Raw genomic sequence first — 17,326 nt, forward strand, 5'->3', positions numbered from 1 at the left:
GCGACAAGGATGCCAAGCTGATGGGCTTCGGCGCCAAATATGCAACTGGCGACCTCTACCTGGCTGCAACCTACTCCCACGGTGAAGACCACCTGTTCGTCAACAACGGCTACGCCGAGAAGATGGATGGCTACGAAGCCGTTGCCCAGTACACCATCGGCAAGTTCAAGCCTTCTCTGGCCTACCTGCGCACTGACGTGAAAGACTCCGCTCGCGGTATCGATGATACCTACACCGAGTACGTATCTATCGGTGCCTGGTACAACTTCACCGAGAACTTCAACGCCTACGTTGATTACAAGCTGAACCTGCTGGACTCCGTAGATGGCAAGTCCACCAACTCTCTGGGCAAGAACACCGACGACGTAGTCGCGGTTGCCCTGCAGTACAACTTCTAAGTAATTGGAAGTCAGTTATACCCTGTGATACCAATGTCTACTGTTTGAATTACTTCCGGCCGCTCTGCGGCCGGTTTTTTTATTGCGCCTTTTCAGCACCTTGCATATAACTATCGAGCGGATTGATGGCAATATCCGCGCCGTTGACAGGGAGTGACAAGGAGATATTCACGGATGAGACAAGCGCGCGGGAACATAGACTGGCAACGCGGATGGCTGCTGTTGCCACTGCTGTTGATATCGCTCATCTGGAGCAGTACGGCAGATGCCAGCTGGGATCAGAGCCTCTATCGTCAACTGGGTCTGGCCGGCAAGCTGGATAAACAGACCTTTCGTCAGGCACTCAACAGTTATCAAACTGTGCGCCACAAACGAAAACCCATTCTCACCATCATCGATTACAGCAAGCCATCTACCCAGCGCAGGCTGTTTGTCATCGATATGAAACGCCACAAGCTGCTCTATCACACTTGGGTCAGTCATGGCCGCAACTCAGGTGAACTGGCAGCAAAACACTTTTCCAACCAGCTCAACTCCCGCCAAAGTTCCCTCGGCGTCTATCGCACCGCAGAAACCTATCTGGGCAAGCATGGCTACTCCCTGCGGCTGGACGGACTCAGCCCCGGCAAGAACAGCAATGCCCGCAAGCGTGCCATCGTAGTACATGGCGCCGCCTATGCCAGCCCGACCCATCTGCGCAAATATGACAAGCTGGGCCGCAGCTGGGGTTGCCCCGCCCTGCCCAAAGAGCAGGCCAGGGCCATCATAGATACCATCAAGGGAGGGAGTGTCATCTACGCCCACGGCTAGCGGGCACAACACCAGAAAACGCAAGGCCAGCAATCGCTGGCCTTGTTTGTTACGCTTTTCACTCTAAACGTGGCGCGTTATTGGCGCACCACCAGTACCGGACAGGGGGCATGACGCACCACAGACTCGGCGACACTGCCTACCAGCAGATGGCTGATACCGGAGCGACCGTGGCTGCCCATCACGATCAGCTCAACCTCATCCTCCTTGGCCTGAATGACAATTTCATCGGCGGCGCGGCCAAAGCGAATATCAAAGGTGGCCGGGATCGGCAGGGTGGCAACCAGCTCTTTGAGCTGGGTTCTGGCCTGACGCTCCATCTCGTGAGTGATCTCGATGGCCGTCATATGAAGGATCTTGTAACTATCGAAACCGTGCAGTTGATCAACCACGTGGATCAGCTTGAGTTGGGCCTGATGGCTCTGTGCCATGAAAACGGCATAGTCGAGTACCGCGCGAGACATTTGGGAAAAATCGACTGGACAGAGCAGAGTCTTGATCGATGGCATAATGCAGTCTCCTCTACTGATTGGGGTGCTATTGAATCTTTACTCGATCATAACGATCCGACCGCAAATAACCCTCGACCCTGTCGCAAAATGGAGATGCGGGATGTTTTCTCCGCCCGCCGCGCTCAATGCATGGTATAAATCAGGTGATAAATGCTCTCCTCACCCCTGCGAGGATAATGCTGACCATGCTGCGCATCGGTTGTTTGCTGCTTTGCTCTCTGTGTGCGATCGCCCACGCTCGCACAGCCGATATTCACGTCTATTGCGATGGCTGGCCCGGTTTCTGCCAACCGGATGGCCGCGGTATCTATCTCGATCTGGTGCGAACCATTTACCAACCCCACGGCTATCAGATCGTACCCCATATCGTGCCCTACAAACGCGCCGTCGCCATGGTAGCCAGGCAAGAGGGGGATATGGCCATGAGTGTCTATCGGGACGAGATCAAGGGGACCAAGCAGCCCCATCAGCCAGCCTCCGCAGATGATGTGACCGTCTTCATGCTCAAGCAGTGGCAGCCACAATGGCGGGGAGAGCGCAGCCTGGAGGGAGAGACCGTCCTCTGGCGGCGAGGATGGGTGCTGGATAAATATCTTCCGGTCACCATGCGATGGCATGAGATCGACAACCATGAGATGGCCCTGCAGCTGATTGGCAAGGGGCGCTATCGCTATTACCTGACCGCTGGCGTGCTCCATGCAGCCGATGAGACCCCGGCCAATATGTACCGCACCATTTTGCGCTGGATCCCGACTTACCCCATTTTTGCCGATACCGAGCAGGGCGACCGGCTACTGCAGTTGTGGGATCAAGAGATGGTGAATCTGATCCGTCGCGGCACGCTGGCCGAGATATATCGCCGTTATCACCTCTATGACTACTACCGCGACTTTCTCGAGGAGCAGGTGGTCAAGGCCGGCGAAAACTGATCCCACCATAGGGGGAAAGAGAAGGATACCGCAGCCCCGTCAACCGCGGCCACCGCCAGCAACCAGTCTATGAGCAACACCGTTTCCATTACGGTTTGATTGACCGTGGCCACGCCACAACTCAGGGTTGCCGGAACCCCTTCGCCAAGCGGTCATAGAGGATCACATTAACCGAGGCAGCCAGATTCATACAGCCCTGGGTCGGCACATAAACCACATCTTTCACCGCGCCATAGAGGGCGGGATCTAGCGTACCATCCTCCGGCCCGAAGATATAAAAAGCGCGTTCCGGATGGACATAGTCGGGGAGCGGTGTAGCGCCGTCGATCAGATCGACCACCACGGGCACGCATCCCTGCGGGATAAACGCCATCAGATCATCCACCCCGAGCAGCGGGATCTTCTCCACCATCTGCTTGGTATCAGTGGCAAAGCGGCGCGCCAGCTCGAAGCGGTTGCCGGTGTAGTAGACCTCATCCACCCCGTAACAACCCGCAGCCCGCATCACGGAGCCGACATTTTCCGGAGACTTGGGATTGACCAACCCCACGCAGCAGAATGCACTCTTTTCCATCATCTCTCCTCATCTTGCGGCGGCCATTATAAGCCGTTGCAGGGCCACCGACCCGTTAAAAGTCCCCTCCCCGGCTAAACCGCTTGCCAACCCAGCTTTGAGTGTCGATTTTTTGTGCGCAAGCCGACAAATCTTGTACAAGCCGATAGCCAGCAAACGTTTCCCAGCAATAATGGACAAACGTTTGCAAATGGATGTTTGTCTATGACTGAGCGTGAACAAGAGATCCTCGCCCTGCTGCGTCAGGATCCCATGATTGCCCAGCAGGAGCTGGCTGATCGCCTTGGCATCAGCCGCTCTGCGCTGGCCAGCCACATCTCCAGCCTGATCCGGCAGGGATATGTGCAAGGCAGAGGTTATGTACTGCGAGAAGGCCCCTACGTAGTGGTGATCGGCGGTGCCAATATGGATATTTGCGGCACCAGCCACGACAACCTGCTGCTCGGCGACTCCAACCCGGGCAAGGTGCGCACCTCGGCGGGCGGTGTCGGCCGTAATATCGCTGAGAATCTGGCGCGGCTCGGCAGCGACACCCGGCTGCTGACAGCGGTCGGCAACGACCAGTATGGCCACCATCTATTGGAAGTGAGCCAGCGGGCCGGCGTCGATGTGCGCCAGACTCTGGTGCTCGATGGTCACACCACCTCCTGCTATCTCAGCCTGCATGATGGCAGCGGCGAAATGAGCTGCGCTATCAATGACATGGCCATCATAGAGCAGCTCACCCCTGCCCGCCTGACCCCCCTCGCAGGCTTTCTCGGCGGTGCCCGGCTTTGGGTGCTCGACACCAATCTGGCTATCCATACCCTCGACTGGTTGTTTGAACGGCAAGGTGAGCACGCCATCTTTGTCGATACCGTTTCGGTGGCCAAAGTGGAGAAGATCCGCCCCTGGCTTGGCAAGATCCACACCCTCAAACCCAATCGCAGTGAAGCCGAACAGCTATGCGGTATGACCATCGCCGGGCCCGAAACCTGGCCCATGGTGGCCGCCTGGTTCCACCGCGCCGGGGTCAAGCGGCTGTTCCTCAGTCTGGGTGAACAGGGGATCTTCTACAGCGATGGCGAGCAGCAGGGTCACCTGCCGGTGCTGGGCAGTCCGGTGCTCAACGTCACCGGCGGCGGGGATGCCTTTATGGCTGGCCTCGCCCACGCCTGGCTGCAACAGCTCGACATTGCCCAAACCACCCGCTTTGCCCTGGGCTGTGCCGCCCTCACCGTCAATTGTTCCGATACCGTTTTTTCCGGTCTGAGCAATACCGCAGTTGACCGCATACTGGAGGAGTACTCATGCTGAACGCTTACCTCGATATCCAACCGGAAGTTGCTGCCGCGCTGGCCGCCGGCAAACCGGTGGTTGCCCTCGAATCCACCATCATCTCCCATGGCATGCCCTATCCGCAGAACGTGGAGACGGCCCGTCAGGTGGAGCAGGTAGTGCGCGATAACGGTGCCATCCCGGCCACCATCGCCATTCTCGACGGCCGCCTCAAAGTGGGTCTGGATGCCGGTGCGCTGGAAGCGCTGGGCCGGGCAGGCCACAGCGTGACCAAGTGCAGCCGCCGCGACATTCCATTCGTACTGGCGCGCAAGGGAATGGGGGCCACCACGGTCGCCTCGACCATGATCATCGCTGCCATGGCGGGGATCCGGGTCTTTGCCACCGGTGGCATTGGCGGGGTACATCGCGGCGCGCAGGAGACCTTCGATATCTCGGCCGACCTGCAGGAGCTGGCACAAACGCCGGTGGCTGTAGTCTGCGCCGGTGCCAAGTCGATCCTCGATATCGGGCTGACCCTGGAGTATCTGGAGACCCAGGGCGTGCCGGTGATCGGCTATCAAACCGAAGAGTTGCCCGCCTTCTACACCCGCGAGAGCGGCTTCAAGGTTGATTATCGACTGGAGAGTCCGGCGGCCATCGCCGAGGCGCTGCGCCTCAAGTGGGAGCTGGGACTGGCGGGCGGCGCCGTGGTGGCCAACCCCATCCCGACCGCACACGCCATGCCGAAAGCCGATATCGACGCAGCCATTGCCCAAGCGCTCCATGAAGCGGACGAGCAGGGGATCAAGGGCAAGGCGTCAACCCCCTTCCTGCTGGCACGTGTCTGCGAGCTGACTGGCGGCAACTCGCTAGCGGCCAACATCCAGCTGGTACTGAACAACGCGGCCCTCGGCGCCCGCATCGCCGCCAGCCTCTGATCGCTCGCCGATACCTCGCCATGTAAAAGAGGGCCTCGCGGCCCTCTTGTTGTTTTTGCTATCTGCAGCGCTATTGCAACGCGGTGTTATTGCAGTACCACGCGCCCATTGAGGGGCTGCACCGGCCGGTTGTTGGGGTGGTGCATCACCGCCTTGAATGCGTCGATCTGGGCCTGACTGACCTCGACCGGCTGCTTCATCACCAGCCAGCGCACCCCTTCCGAGCAGGGAGGCGTAGTAAGGGAACCGCTGAAGCGATAGTAGTCACGATTCTCGGGCAGCAGTTGCTCAGCAGAGAGCGGCGCCTTGAGGGCCTGGGTCTCGCCCACCTTGGCCGGTAGTTCACCCCAGGCAGCCGCCAACGCCGGATTTGCCTTGCCAGCCTCGAACATCACCGCCACCACGGCGATCTCTCCCTTGTCACTGACATGCACCAGATGCCCTTCCAGCGGATAGGATTTGCCCTCGATGAGGTTCTCACTCGGGGCGTGGAAGTGAAACTGCTTTAGTTCAAACCTGGTGCCATCAAGTTGCAAAGTGCTGCCCGGGGCATAACCGACCTGCACGGTATGACCGTTGTTGACCACTGTGTTGCCACCCGCCTTATAGTGGAGTACCAGCGGGGCCAGTTTGGCCTCGACCAATCCGCTCAGGTCAACCGGCGACTGATTGCTGCCCGCACACTGACCAAACTCCGGGGTCAGCTTGGCCCAGTGGGCAGGCCCCGCCTCACCGCTATATTCCCAATGGGGGGTGGCAGCAAACACGACAGGGCACAGCAACAGGGAGCAGGCCAACAGAGACTTTCTCATCATACATCCTTATCTTGATTGAAAAGCACGACCATCCCCTCCCCCGGATAGCGGGGCATGCAGAGATGGCATATCAAATACGCGGAATACAGAGCATCGGAGCGACTTTCTAATGGTAACGAGCACGGGTTGGTCAATCGGTTTGACCGCGGCTCAATACAGAGTCGTTTGGCAAGTATATGGTGAGGGATCGGCAGATACAGTGAAAGAGGGGGAAATTAATCAGCCAGCTATCCACTCATCGTCTGGCAGGCGCGGGGCAAGGTTCAGGGAGTCACGCTTTCATAACAACTATCCATCACAACTATCGCGGGAGTCCGGGCTCCCGCGATAGTTGCCGATAACGGCAATTAACGGTCGCGATTCAACGCGATCAGACGATCAAGAATCACCTCACCATCGGCGCGCAAACCGTTGTGCTCATACTCATTGGTGATCCAAGCTCGACTGTTGCCCAGGCCACGCAGGGTCTCGCGGCTGTAGTCAAACTCCACATACATATCCTCGGCATAGACGGCGCAGGCTACCGGCACCTTGTTGCGGGCCAATTGTGCCGGGTCATAGAGCGCCCCCCAGTCCGCCTTGTTGGCCAGCAGATGAGCCGCCTCTTTCAGGGGCAGCAACTCGCGAAACTGCTCGAACATCCAGGGGTAAACCATCTCGCCGGTGAAGGCGAAATCCTTGCCGGGCGCCCAGTTCACCGCAGGAAACTCCCCTCTGACCCGATCCGCCGCCCAGCGAGTCGCCTCCCCTTCGGCGTAGATAGCCTCGTGCAGAATGGCAAACAGCGGGTTGGTATTAAATGGCTGCATGCTCTGCACCTGATAGAGAAAGGCCGGGCTCAGCTTGTCACCGATAAAGGCCTCTTCCAGCAGGTAATAAAGCTCCTCGAAAGCACCCGTAGCGCCGAGATCCAGCCCTTGCTGCTGGAACTGCTCCACCGTCAGGCGCTGGCCGTTGGGCAGCCGCACATCGTGCTGGTGCAGATGGTTGGCCAGCCGGTTGGCAATCCCCTGAGCGTGGGGGAAGCGGGCGAAGAAGGCGCGGTTCTTGTCAGCCACCCGCTGATAGGTGGCGCGATAGACCTCCTCGGCACTGCGGCTGATCGGCGCGATACCGCCGGTGATATAGACCTCCCGCAGGCTATCGGGGAAGAGCGAGAGATAGGTCAGGCAGCAAAAACCGCCAAAGCTTTGCCCCAGCAGGCTCCAGCGATGCTTGGGGCTAAGCTCCTGCCGGATGAACTCGGCATCTTGCACTATGCTGTCGGCGCGAAAATGGCCGAGATACTCCGCCTGCTCGGCCGGGGTCATTTTGGCCAGAATCTGCCCGTGGATGGAGCTCGACATCCCGGTGCCACGCTGATCCAGCAGCAGCACTCGGAACTCCTGCAACGCCCGTTTGAGCCAACCACTGTTGGCCGTCGGACGCGGCGCCCCGAATCCCGGCCCACCTTGCAGAAACAGCAACCATGGCAACTTCTCATCGAGCTTGTCTTTACGGCAGAGGGTGCGGGCAAACAGGGTAATGCTGTCACCATCCGGCTCATCATGATCGAGGGGAACGGTAAAAAAGTGCGGCTCGCAATGAATGCCGTCCAGTACATAGCTCAAGGGGCTGTTCATCTGGGATCTCTCCGTCAGGATGGGAACATCATTGACCCCATCATATCCCCGCCCAGCCACAGGGTCACTCCGGTTTTCCAAAATGTTAACAATGGCTTAAAGGTCGAAACATCACCCGACAAGCCGCTCTTCAACGCTGCTGAATTAATTGTTTTGCAGGGGAGATTGACGCCATGGCGCCATTCAACAAAGATGGCTCGCCTGCACAGGAGTGCAGCCATTCAGGCCGACAAAATGGATAAGGGAATGTGATGAAACCGAAGTGGATCAGGGCCAGAAAAAGAGAGAAGAAGCCATGCCCTGGCAGCATGTTGCAGACCGGAATGCTGCTGTTCAGTGCCACCTGTGGCGCAACGCTCTTTTTGGCAGCATGCAACAGCAACTAGAAATGAAAAAGCCCGCTCGATTGAGCGGGCTTTTCGAATTTGGCTCCTCCTACTGGACTTGAACCAGTGACATACGGATTAACAGTCCGCCGTTCTACCGACTGAACTAAGGAGGAATTATGGTGCCCAGAGACGGAATCGAACCGCCGACACGGGGATTTTCAATCCCCTGCTCTACCGACTGAGCTATCTGGGCAACGGCGCGCATTAAACCCTTTCCAGCGCAGAGTGTCAACCATGATGGCACGATAAAAAGCGCGTTCGCTCAACAACCGAACGAAGCGACCATTTATTATCCATTTCAGTCCTGTTTGCCGTACTTGCTGGCTTCTGAACACCCTGCAGGCTGCGCCAATATGATGGAAATTCGAGGTTCAGTGGGTCCGCCGCATTGAGCCGAATCCACTCTGCGAGTATGCTTTGCCGCAATGATACCGCCTGGAGGCAACATGAGTCTGAATATGCAAGAGTGGCGTGATGAGACCACCGAGATCGTCAACGAACTGCTGGCCGATGGCAGCAATCCCGATGCGGATTACGATATCGAGCACCACTTCGCCTGCCAGGATTTCGACCGTCTGGAAAAAGCAGCGGTTGACCTGTTCAAGGCCGGTTTTGAAGTGACCGATGCCGAAGAGATGGAGCTGGATGACGGCGCCACCATCTTCTGCTTCGATGCCACCATCGAGTGCAAGCTGAATGTCGAAGCGATCGTCGCCGATATCGCCAAGATGCTGCCCATCCTGGAAAAATACGGGGTGGATTACGATGGCTGGGGCACCTACTTCCAGGATTAATCCTGCCTCCATCGTAAAACAACAAGGCCACCTTGCGGTGGCCTTGTTGTTTCTGACGGTCTCTCACGCCAGATAGCTGGCAGCAAACTCCGCCGGCGGCAGGGGGCGACTGAACAGATAGCCCTGGAGCCGATCACACCCCGCCTCGGTCAGCCACAGCTGCTGCTCGGGCGTTTCCACCCCTTCGGCCGTGATCCGGATCCCCAGCTCATGGCCCAACCCGATGACCGAACGCACGATAGCGGTGGTCGCGCTATTGCTGGCCAACCCCTGAGTGAAGCTGCGATCCAGCTTGAGGGTCGCCACCTGCAAACGCGGCAGATAGGCCAGTGAACAGTAACCGGTACCAAAGTCGTCGATGGCCAGCTGAAAACCGGCGGCGATCAGGTTGTCGAGGTTGGTCTCAATCTCGTCTGCATTCTCCATCAGTACCCCTTCGGTGATCTCCAGCTCCAGTTGACTGGCCTTGAGACCATGGCGAGCGGTGCAGGCAGAGACCCGCTCACAGAGCGCCGGATCACGGAACTGCAGCGGCGAGAGGTTGATGGATAGCACCATATCCGGCTGCGCAGTTTGCCACTGCGCCAGCTGGGCACACCCCTGCTCCAGCATCAGCTGGCCAAGCTGACCGATGATCCCCATCTCTTCCGCCAACGGAATGAATTCGTCGGGGGAGATCATCCCAAGCTCGGGATGGGGCCAGCGACAGAGCAGCTCGGCGCCATGCAGTCTGTGAGTACGGGTACAGATAATGGGCTGATAGACAGCAACCAGCTGGGCGGACTTGATGGCGAGTGGCAACTGGGCGGCGATCAGCTGACGCCGCTTGAGCCGGGCATGCAGCTCGGGATCAAACAGGGTGCAGTACTGCTGCTGCCGTTTGCCCTGCGCCAGCGCAGCCTCGGCATGGCTGAGCAACCGCTCGGCATCGCTTGCCCGCCCCTGGGCCAGCCCCAGAAACACCGGGATCTGGATGCGATGATCTTCCACCTGATAGTGCTCCATCAACTGCTGCTGCAGATGCTGGCTCCACCCCTGCAATGGCTCGTTGAAGTCCGGCAGCAGCAGGCTGAAGTCATCGGCAGCGACCCGACAGAGCAGGGAACGCGGCGGTACCAGCTGCTGCAACCGCTTGGCCACCTGGCTCAGCAAGCGGTCGGCAATCCGGATCCCGAAGCGGTCATTGATTTCACGAAAATGGTGCAGATCGACCAGCACCAATGTGGCACTGCGTCCCCCAAGATGGCGGCTGGTCTGCAAGAACCGGGAGAGTTTGAGCAGTCCGGTCAGACTGTCGTAGTGCTGCTCCTGCTGCAACTGCGCCTGAGTGGTGCGCAGGCCGGTGATGTCACGCCCCAGCGTCAGGATCCCGAGAGAGTGACCATCACCATCGGGCACATCGACCCGGGTGATCTCCATGTGTCGCCCCTGCCCGCTGGCATCCAGCAGACAACACTCGCCATGACCCATTCCCTGCGGCGCCGCCAGCCGGAACGGTAGCTGCTGACCCAGCACCTCATCCGCCCCTTGGCCGATAAAGTCGAGGAATGCCTGATTGCACTCCAGCAGCACCCCGTTGTGATCATCGAAACGGATCAGGTCAGGAATGGCATCGAGCAGAAAACGCTGCAACAACTGCTGCTTTTTGACCGTCTGTTCCAGGCTCTTGCGCTGGGCAATCTCGTTAACCACGCCAAACACTGCGCAAGCTTCCCCCTGCGGGGTGTAAAGAGGCACCTTGTGCACCTCCATCCAGCAGGTATTCCCGCCCCGGTTGCAATGAAGCTGCTGATACAGCATCGGCACGCCTCCGGCAAGCAGCTGCTCATCCTCACTGCGAAAGATATCGCCCCAGGGCATCTCTGCATCTGTCTTGCCGACTACCTCGGCAGGCGACTCCAGCTTGGCTTCACGGGCGAACTCACGATTGGCGAACAGGTAACGCCCATGACTATCTCGACAGAAGATACTCATTGGCAATTGGTCGATGATCTGCTGCAGCAGATCCGGGGTGAGCATGTTGGTCACAGGGGTGCTTATGGAGGAATTTCGAGCAAATCTATGATAGCAAACCAATTTTGTAAAGCATCCCGATCACCTCCCCATAACATCGAACGCTGGATGGTTGCTGACAGAGATTGTCGCTCCGGCGATAATAGGCGCCGGTTGGCCAATGGCCTGGTGATATGGACGAGAGAAACAAGATGAAAAAGATTATGGGGAGCGCATTGGCGCTGCTGCTGGTTGGTTGTGCTGGTGACAATAACGGCGGTGAGGAGTATCGCTACAACCCGCCAATTGCCAAGGCAACCAACAACACTCAGGAAATGGCGATCCCGGTGGATCTGGTGTGGGCTCGCGCCGAGAAGTGGTTCACCGATCACGGCCTCACCATCGAAAACAGCCAGCGTGGCTCCGGCCTGATGACCGCCAACGTCAATCAGTCAGCCGACGGGCTGGAGTGGTTAGACTGCGGCACCATGGGTTCCAAAGTTGCACTGGGCAACCCGAACCTGCAGATCAACCTGATCATCACCCAGAGCGGCAACAGCAGCGTGGCCACCGTCAACGTCAAGGGCAACACCGAGCTGTTCTTCGTTGAATCCTCAGGCGAGCGCGTACCGGCCCCGTCCATCAAGCCGGTCTGCGTCTCCCGCGGCACGCTGGAGCAGAGCCTGTTCGCCACCCTCGGTAACTGATTTCTCTTCCCTGCAAAGATAAAAAAAGCGGCAGATTGCTCTGCCGCTTTTTTATTGCCCCAAGTTGGGCTTACTTGTCGATATCGAGCATGTTGTTGGTCAACATGTAATCGATCACCTGATTGGCCGTGGTGCCAGAACCGCCCGTCAGACTGTCGAAGGTATGGTTCATCAGCACAATCTCCTGAGTCACCGGCGCAGTACTGCTCTCCTTGACCTGCAGGTGCACCCCTTCATTATCTTGGAACACCGAGAGCATACTCTTCAGATCGGTCGTACTGTGAGAACCATCGTGATCCAGCAGATCGCTCAGATCCAGCTTGTCACCTTCCGTCTTGGAGAAGTCAACCACGTAGTCCTTTGCAACGCTGTCCACAACGGTATCGCCCTGTAGCCAAGTGAAGGTATCGGCGCCACCATCCCCCTTGAGAATGTCATTACCAAGCCCGCCGACCAGGATGTCATTGCTCAGACCGCCGCTCAGGGTGTCGTCACCGCTACCACCGTACAGGGTATCGTTGCCGCTGCCACCGTACAGGGTATCGTTGCCGCTCTCGCCGTACAGAGTGTCGTTGCCGGCACCACCGAATAGAATATCATTGCCAGCACCACCGAACAGGATGTCATCGCCACCTTGACCAAACAGGATATCGTTGCCCTCCCCTCCAATCAGCACATCCGCCTTGTCATTGGTGGAGGACTGATCAAACTCGCTGGCATGGTCCGTGATGTAGTCATGGACCTGGGCATCGGTCACCGAGCCTGCGCTCAGCTTGCCGGCTACATACTGCTTGATGGCCGCGTAGCCTTCACCGTTGATGCCGGCAAAATGGATGGCATCCCCGAACAGAATGTCGTCACCGGCACCGCCATCGATCCGGTCGCTGCCCGGCAGGTTGTTCACCGACGTGCCCAGAATGGCGTTGGCCAAATCGCTGGCGTTGACGCCGGTCATGATGACGCCGTCAGAGTCGTAGGACTTTAGATCGTTGTAGGAGATGTTGGCCCCCAGTCCGATCGCTTCTACCGTAACCCCCATCCCAGTAAGCAGCCCAAAACCTGCTACCGAGTTATTGATAGTTGAGCTGGAGGTAGTGCCGCCATCACCATCCAGTGTTGAGTAGGTATATCCCCCCCTACCATCCGGACGCATAAAACCGATCGGGTTGCTGTATCTACCATCGGCATACACTCGGCCAGCGCTGTCGATGATGGTGTAGCCATTGGAGCTATATACCCGACTCGGAATATAGGTGCCACCAAGCAGACTGTTGAGATAGACGTCATAGCTGCTACCTGAGAAATTCAATACCCTCGGGTTGGAGCCTTCGTTACCGAGGTAATAAGTCGGCTGACCATCGGTAATGAAATAGGTCAGATTCTTGGCATTACTGTTACTTTGAGCCGTAGAACTACTGAACCAGTTGGCAACCGTCTTGAACACATCTTCATAGTTGGTCCCCCCTCCGCTACTCATGGAATCGATTACAGCTTGCAGCTGATTCAAGGCATTGCTGTCTTTCAGGTTCACACTAATACTGGCATTCGACAGAGCATCAAAGTCAACCAGCATGATGTTGACTGTACCCGCCCCTTCGCTACCTGCGCTCGCCTTGAGGCTGGCGAAGATCTGTGCCAGCTGGTTCTTGATGGTGTTCATGGCGCTGGTGCCGATACTGCCCGAGCTGTCGACCATAAAGGCGATGTTGTAGTTCTGGCCCGGCAGTACCACGCTGCCATCCAGATCCCCGACCACAATATTGTGCTCGTTGCCATAGGTGCGGTTCTGATCGCCCGGCTCCCCTTCGGTGGAAAGGAAGTAGCTCATGCGGATCGAATCCTGATCCGATGCACTGCTGGTCTGATCGGTCGCCACTTCCTTGGCAATGGCTTCTACCTTGAGGTCGAACTGGCCGGCACTGCTGCCCGGCACCCGCAGGGTCAGACCGGTCAGTTTGACGTCCAACGCGCTCTGGTTCCACAGACCGGTCAGCGTCAGCGTGCCATCGGCCCCCACGGTACCTAGCACGGTGGAGCCCTGATAGAGGGTCGACCCCGTCGGCATGCCGGTCAGTACCAGGCTGTCGAACTGCTCGCTACCATCACGGTCGGTCAGGGAAGCAGTGATCTCGAGCGGGTAATCCACCACACTCGGCTGTACCGCCGTCAGGGTGCCGTCGGTCTGGTTGAACTGGTAAATGCCGTCATCAAACTGCACCAACTCGATGTCGTAGAGTGACTTGCTGATGGTGATGCCGTTCTCCTTCACTAGGAAGTTGAAACCGCCGTCACTTCTGCGCTCGATGACATAGTTGGCACGCGAGCCCATCAGTACGGCCAGGTCGGTACCGGCGCCGCCAAACAGGGTGTCGCCACCCAATCCGGCCACTAGGATATCGTTGCCGGTAGCGCCGTCGAGGGTGTCACCTGAGGTGGAGTTGCCACCGACCAACACGTCATTGCCAGCACCGCCGACAAAGTAATCGCCGCCGCCCTTCACGCTGACGATATAGTCATTGCCGTTGCCGCCCACCACTTGATCCTGACTGGTGGTGCTGTCGGTCAGACTATTGGTGATGCCAAAGTTGCCCTTGTTGAAGTTGCCGCTCTGGAACGCCCCGGTAGAGATGCCGGACGACGGGTACTGGGTATAAAGCGGGATGCCGTTGCCCGTCAGGCTGATGTCGACCACCGGCTTGTCCGCGACCGCCATGATATCGATCACCAGCTTGCCTGAGTTACTCAGGTTGGCACCATCGCTGATCTGGTAACCCAGAGTGGCGTAGTCTCCTTGCTGGTTGCCCGTCGTCGTACCGCCACCATTGAGGGCATTGCTGCTGGATTCATTGAGACTAGGCACAAAGCGCAGATGACCGCTGTCGATATCGGCGTAGGAGACAAGATCCCCCACCTTCACTGCAATCCACTGGCCAGCAGCGTTCAGGTATTCCAGCTTGCCGCTCAGCGGCAGGGTGTTGATCTGCACGCTCAGGTCAGAAGCGGCCTGATCATCGCTGGCACCAAACTGGGCCCACTTCAGCACCAGTGGCGTGTCCTCCTTGCCGGCACTGTAGCCACCCGTGGTCACCGGCGCCCGATCGTTGTCCACTATGGTGCCGGTCCCGCTCTGCCCACCGATGGTCACCGAGAGGGTCTCGTTCGTTTCGACCAAGCGATCGTTCACCGTCGGGATGGTCACAGTAAAGTCCGACACGCCTGCTGGTACCGTGATCTTGCCGGTAGTGCTGTTATAGGTCACACCATTGCTGAACTGGGCATTGCCCCAATCCTGCTTGGAGGCGGGGTTGTTGCCCGAACCACGAATGGCGAAATCGTATTCAGTCGTTTCCTGGGTCGAATCTGACAGGGTGACTTTGTGCAGCAGATGGCCCCCTTCGGTTACACTCTCGCTGGAGACTCCCTGAACCAGCGGCGTGAAGAGAGGCTTGGTTGCAAAGGAGCCAATGCTGGCGTCGCCGTCACCATCCACCACCCGGACCTGGAAGTCGATGTCGCCATCACCCAGAGGTTTGGACATGCGCTGATACTGGAAGAACTCCCACTTGCCGGTGGCCGGCGTAAACTCCAGCTTGAAGATGAGGTTGCCGTCCGCATCCTTCCCGACCAGGGTATTGGCGCCGCTGGCGGTGATGGCGATGGCAGAACCGGAAGCCGTTCGCAGACCATTTTCGAAGGTTGCCGGGTCCATTACCAGCCCGATGGAGCCCTTGCCATCCGCCCCCCACTGCGGGGTCACGGTGCCAGAACCATAGGCGATTGCCTGCGCAGTGTTGGAACCGAGGAACTCGATGCTCTGTACGGTGAAGTCGCTGTTGTCGGAGGTATTGGTGTTGCCGTTGTTGGTCGCCTTGATCACCATGGTATCAAAGCCACCCTGCTGCACCTGGAAGTTCTGGTTGAACTCCCCACCCGATGCGTTGGAGTTGAATACCAAGGTACTGATCAGTACACCACCGCGATAGAACTCCACGACCCCGCTCTCCAGCTCGCCGCCAAACATCTTGCTGAACTTAATGTTGGCGCCGTAGGCAACCTTGCCTGCATCCAGCCTGACGATCAGCTGCTCGGAGGCGGACGATCCGTCGGCAAAGTGACGGAAGTCAATCTCGTTGGCGAGGTTGTGGTAAGGCGCAGCTCCGCTGGCCACCCCCAGCCCCGAGCTGGAACCGTTGACCACCGCCGTTACCAGTGAGGAGTCAGTTGCCGACTTGAAGCCCAAGGCGCTGATAGTAAAGCCCGCCATGTTCAGAGTGCTCTGGTTGCCACTGTACTTGGTCAGGTCAAAGAGCCCGGTCAGCACGTTCGGAATATCGGTCTTCACCACGGAAACGGCATCGCTGTTGTCGGCAATGGGGGAGTCGTCCTCAACGCTGACATCCAGCTTGTCCTTGGTGACGCCGCTGCCATCGGAGACCTCCACATCCAGCTGGAACGACAACTTGTCTTCCGAGGTCGTATCCCCGTGGTCGAGGGGACCTTTGAGGGTCACGTCATAGGTCCACTCACCCTTTCCACTGGCATTGGGTGCCGTCAGCTTGACCTCGACCACAGCCTTGTAATCGGCGCCGCCAATCACCCCTGTGTAGCCAACCAGCGTCTTGCTGCCCGCATCCCAGCACCACTGGACCTTTGCCCCACCGGACGTCAGCCCGGCCGGTCCATTCAGGGAAATGTTGAGTGTGCTGCTGTCGATGTCGCCTACCGAGAGGGTACCGGACGCCTTGATGGCATTGGTGGTATCCGGATTGCCGACCGTGTCGGCAATGCCGTTTGCCAACCCCTCTTCAGAGACGACAACCCCGTTGGAGATGGTCAGCGTCGGCAGATCGTTGACCGCATCCACCTTGATGGTCACGGTTGCGGGACTCGCATCCACGGCGCCGTCGTTGTCTACCGCCGCATAGTTGAAGCTGGTGTTGCCGTTCCAGTTCGCATTCGGAGTGAAGGTAAGGTTGCCGGCGTCTGCCACCGCAATGCTCTGATCCACCGTCACCGCCACACCGTTCAGATAGAGGATGCCGTTGGCAGGCAGGCTCTTGATGGTGAAACTCACCACGTTGCCATCAATGTCGCTGCCACTGAGGGTCGGAATGGCGATGCTTGCTGCATCTTCCTGGCCGTTTGCCTGCTTGTTCGCCGTCTCCGGCGCTTCATTCAGGATCTGCGCGTTGTCGCTGCCTGGCAGTGAGACGTTACCCGCCTTGTCGGTCTGGGTCGCCGTCACAGTCAACGACTTGCCGTTGGCCGGGGTCGTTTCCGTCCAGCTGATGGTGCCATTCTGATAGCCGTAGCTCTTGCCATTGCTTGCCAGCAGGGTGCCATCGGCTTTGAGCGTCAACTGGACTATGCTGTTCACCCCGCCATTGTTGATAGTCAGCGTCACCTTGCCGCCCGCAGCCAAGTCAGCATGATTGACCTCTGCCCGAACCTGGATCTGATCATTGCCAATCTCGGCCTTGGTCAGCATCTGGTCATTGTTGGCATCGTCCACGATAACCACAGTCGGGGCATTGGGGGCCTGGGTATCGACCGGCGCAGTGTCCTGGCCGCCGGTCCCCTTGTTAC

At 58.2% G+C, this 17,326-nt stretch carries 14 protein-coding genes and 2 tRNA genes; 7 read left to right on the top strand and 9 right to left on the bottom strand.

What is annotated here, in order from left to right; all coding sequences use genetic code 11:
- Together BN1139_RS20500 and BN1139_RS20505 are read left to right on the top strand one after the other, a co-directional pair.
- Nucleotides 1-398 (top strand): porin (locus BN1139_RS20500; protein WP_041980922.1); only part of this gene is annotated, 398 nt, incomplete at its 5' end.
- A gap of 174 nt (nucleotides 399-572) precedes the next feature.
- Nucleotides 573-1,208: a murein L,D-transpeptidase catalytic domain family protein gene (locus tag BN1139_RS20505; protein ID WP_005354246.1), complete on the top strand. Its 636-nt coding sequence runs from the start codon at nucleotides 573-575 to the stop codon at nucleotides 1,206-1,208.
- Between the two features lie 77 nt (nucleotides 1,209-1,285).
- Here the strand turns inward: BN1139_RS20505 and BN1139_RS20510 are convergent, their stop codons facing one another.
- On the bottom strand, nucleotides 1,286-1,717 hold the full coding sequence (locus BN1139_RS20510; RefSeq protein WP_005335309.1) for a universal stress protein: 432 nt from the start codon (nucleotides 1,715-1,717) through the stop codon (nucleotides 1,286-1,288).
- Between the two features lie 188 nt (nucleotides 1,718-1,905).
- Between BN1139_RS20510 and BN1139_RS20515 the strand changes: the two genes are divergently transcribed.
- The gene (locus BN1139_RS20515; protein ID WP_005354249.1) at nucleotides 1,906-2,649 is read left to right on the top strand and encodes a substrate-binding periplasmic protein; all 744 of its coding nucleotides are present in this window, start codon (nucleotides 1,906-1,908) and stop codon (nucleotides 2,647-2,649) included.
- Between the two features lie 121 nt (nucleotides 2,650-2,770).
- Here BN1139_RS20515 and BN1139_RS20520 read toward each other — a convergent pair whose 3' ends face one another.
- Nucleotides 2,771-3,223 (bottom strand): RNA methyltransferase, encoded by a 453-nt coding sequence (locus BN1139_RS20520; protein WP_005335311.1) that lies wholly within the window; start codon nucleotides 3,221-3,223, stop codon nucleotides 2,771-2,773.
- Nucleotides 3,224-3,427: 204 nt separating this feature from the next.
- On the opposite strand from BN1139_RS20520, the gene BN1139_RS20525 reads away from it, so the two are divergent.
- Both BN1139_RS20525 and BN1139_RS20530 read left to right on the top strand, forming a co-directional pair.
- On the top strand, nucleotides 3,428-4,519 hold the full coding sequence (locus BN1139_RS20525) for a PfkB family carbohydrate kinase (protein WP_005354253.1): 1,092 nt from the start codon (nucleotides 3,428-3,430) through the stop codon (nucleotides 4,517-4,519).
- Nucleotides 4,513-5,421 (top strand): pseudouridine-5'-phosphate glycosidase, encoded by a 909-nt coding sequence (locus BN1139_RS20530; RefSeq protein ID WP_005354256.1) that lies wholly within the window; start codon nucleotides 4,513-4,515, stop codon nucleotides 5,419-5,421. The genes BN1139_RS20525 and BN1139_RS20530 overlap by 7 nt, the downstream gene beginning before the upstream one ends.
- An 86-nt stretch (nucleotides 5,422-5,507) precedes the next feature.
- Here the strand turns inward: BN1139_RS20530 and BN1139_RS20535 are convergent, their stop codons facing one another.
- The 5 genes from BN1139_RS20535 to BN1139_RS20550 all read right to left on the bottom strand — a co-directional run bounded on the left by BN1139_RS20535 (nucleotide 5,508) and on the right by BN1139_RS20550 (nucleotide 8,440).
- The gene (locus BN1139_RS20535; RefSeq protein WP_005354260.1) at nucleotides 5,508-6,233 is read right to left on the bottom strand and encodes a carbonic anhydrase; all 726 of its coding nucleotides are present in this window, start codon (nucleotides 6,231-6,233) and stop codon (nucleotides 5,508-5,510) included.
- A gap of 350 nt (nucleotides 6,234-6,583) precedes the next feature.
- On the bottom strand, nucleotides 6,584-7,858 hold the full coding sequence (locus tag BN1139_RS20540; RefSeq protein WP_005354264.1) for an alpha/beta fold hydrolase: 1,275 nt from the start codon (nucleotides 7,856-7,858) through the stop codon (nucleotides 6,584-6,586).
- Nucleotides 7,859-7,988: 130 nt separating this feature from the next.
- Nucleotides 7,989-8,201 carry a hypothetical protein gene (locus tag BN1139_RS21515; RefSeq protein WP_155396138.1) on the bottom strand — a complete coding sequence of 71 codons (213 nt, stop codon included), beginning with the start codon at nucleotides 8,199-8,201 and terminating at the stop codon, nucleotides 7,989-7,991.
- 83 nt (nucleotides 8,202-8,284) lie between these two features.
- A tRNA-Asn gene (locus tag BN1139_RS20545) sits at nucleotides 8,285-8,360 on the bottom strand.
- A 4-nt stretch (nucleotides 8,361-8,364) separates the two neighbouring features.
- Nucleotides 8,365-8,440: transfer RNA gene (locus tag BN1139_RS20550), tRNA-Phe, on the bottom strand.
- Nucleotides 8,441-8,705: 265 nt separating this feature from the next.
- On the opposite strand from BN1139_RS20550, the gene rraB reads away from it, so the two are divergent.
- Nucleotides 8,706-9,041 (top strand): ribonuclease E inhibitor RraB, encoded by a 336-nt coding sequence (gene rraB, locus BN1139_RS20555; RefSeq protein WP_026034893.1) that lies wholly within the window; start codon nucleotides 8,706-8,708, stop codon nucleotides 9,039-9,041.
- A 63-nt stretch (nucleotides 9,042-9,104) separates the two neighbouring features.
- Here the strand turns inward: rraB and BN1139_RS20560 are convergent, their stop codons facing one another.
- Entirely contained in the window at nucleotides 9,105-11,060 is a 1,956-nt protein-coding gene (locus tag BN1139_RS20560) for a sensor domain-containing protein (protein WP_005354268.1), read from the bottom strand.
- Between the two features lie 185 nt (nucleotides 11,061-11,245).
- Between BN1139_RS20560 and BN1139_RS20565 the strand changes: the two genes are divergently transcribed.
- Nucleotides 11,246-11,740 carry a hypothetical protein gene (locus BN1139_RS20565; protein WP_005335330.1) on the top strand — a complete coding sequence of 165 codons (495 nt, stop codon included), beginning with the start codon at nucleotides 11,246-11,248 and terminating at the stop codon, nucleotides 11,738-11,740.
- Between the two features lie 70 nt (nucleotides 11,741-11,810).
- Here BN1139_RS20565 and BN1139_RS20570 read toward each other — a convergent pair.
- Nucleotides 11,811-17,326 (bottom strand): type I secretion C-terminal target domain-containing protein (locus BN1139_RS20570; RefSeq protein ID WP_041980925.1); only part of this gene is annotated, 5,516 nt, incomplete at its 5' end.

The sequence above is a fragment of the Aeromonas veronii bv. veronii genome, from assembly GCF_000820225.1.
Taxonomy (GTDB): domain Bacteria; phylum Pseudomonadota; class Gammaproteobacteria; order Enterobacterales; family Aeromonadaceae; genus Aeromonas; species Aeromonas veronii.

Bases quoted from the DNA above. Each gene is read 5' to 3' on its own strand.
- BN1139_RS20505 (WP_005354246.1), top strand. From the start codon at position 573: ATGAGACAAGCGCGCGGGAACATAGACTGGCAACGCGGATGGCTGCTG.
- BN1139_RS20510 (WP_005335309.1), bottom strand. From the start codon at position 1,717: ATGCCATCGATCAAGACTCTGCTCTGTCCAGTCGATTTTTCCCAAATG.
- BN1139_RS20515 (WP_005354249.1), top strand. From the start codon at position 1,906: ATGCTGCGCATCGGTTGTTTGCTGCTTTGCTCTCTGTGTGCGATCGCC.
- BN1139_RS20520 (WP_005335311.1), bottom strand. From the start codon at position 3,223: ATGGAAAAGAGTGCATTCTGCTGCGTGGGGTTGGTCAATCCCAAGTCT.
- BN1139_RS20525 (WP_005354253.1), top strand. From the start codon at position 3,428: ATGACTGAGCGTGAACAAGAGATCCTCGCCCTGCTGCGTCAGGATCCC.
- BN1139_RS20530 (WP_005354256.1), top strand. From the start codon at position 4,513: ATGCTGAACGCTTACCTCGATATCCAACCGGAAGTTGCTGCCGCGCTG.
- BN1139_RS20535 (WP_005354260.1), bottom strand. From the start codon at position 6,233: ATGAGAAAGTCTCTGTTGGCCTGCTCCCTGTTGCTGTGCCCTGTCGTG.
- BN1139_RS20540 (WP_005354264.1), bottom strand. From the start codon at position 7,858: ATGAACAGCCCCTTGAGCTATGTACTGGACGGCATTCATTGCGAGCCG.
- rraB (WP_026034893.1), top strand. From the start codon at position 8,706: ATGCAAGAGTGGCGTGATGAGACCACCGAGATCGTCAACGAACTGCTG.
- BN1139_RS20560 (WP_005354268.1), bottom strand. From the start codon at position 11,060: ATGCTCACCCCGGATCTGCTGCAGCAGATCATCGACCAATTGCCAATG.
- BN1139_RS20565 (WP_005335330.1), top strand. From the start codon at position 11,246: ATGAAAAAGATTATGGGGAGCGCATTGGCGCTGCTGCTGGTTGGTTGT.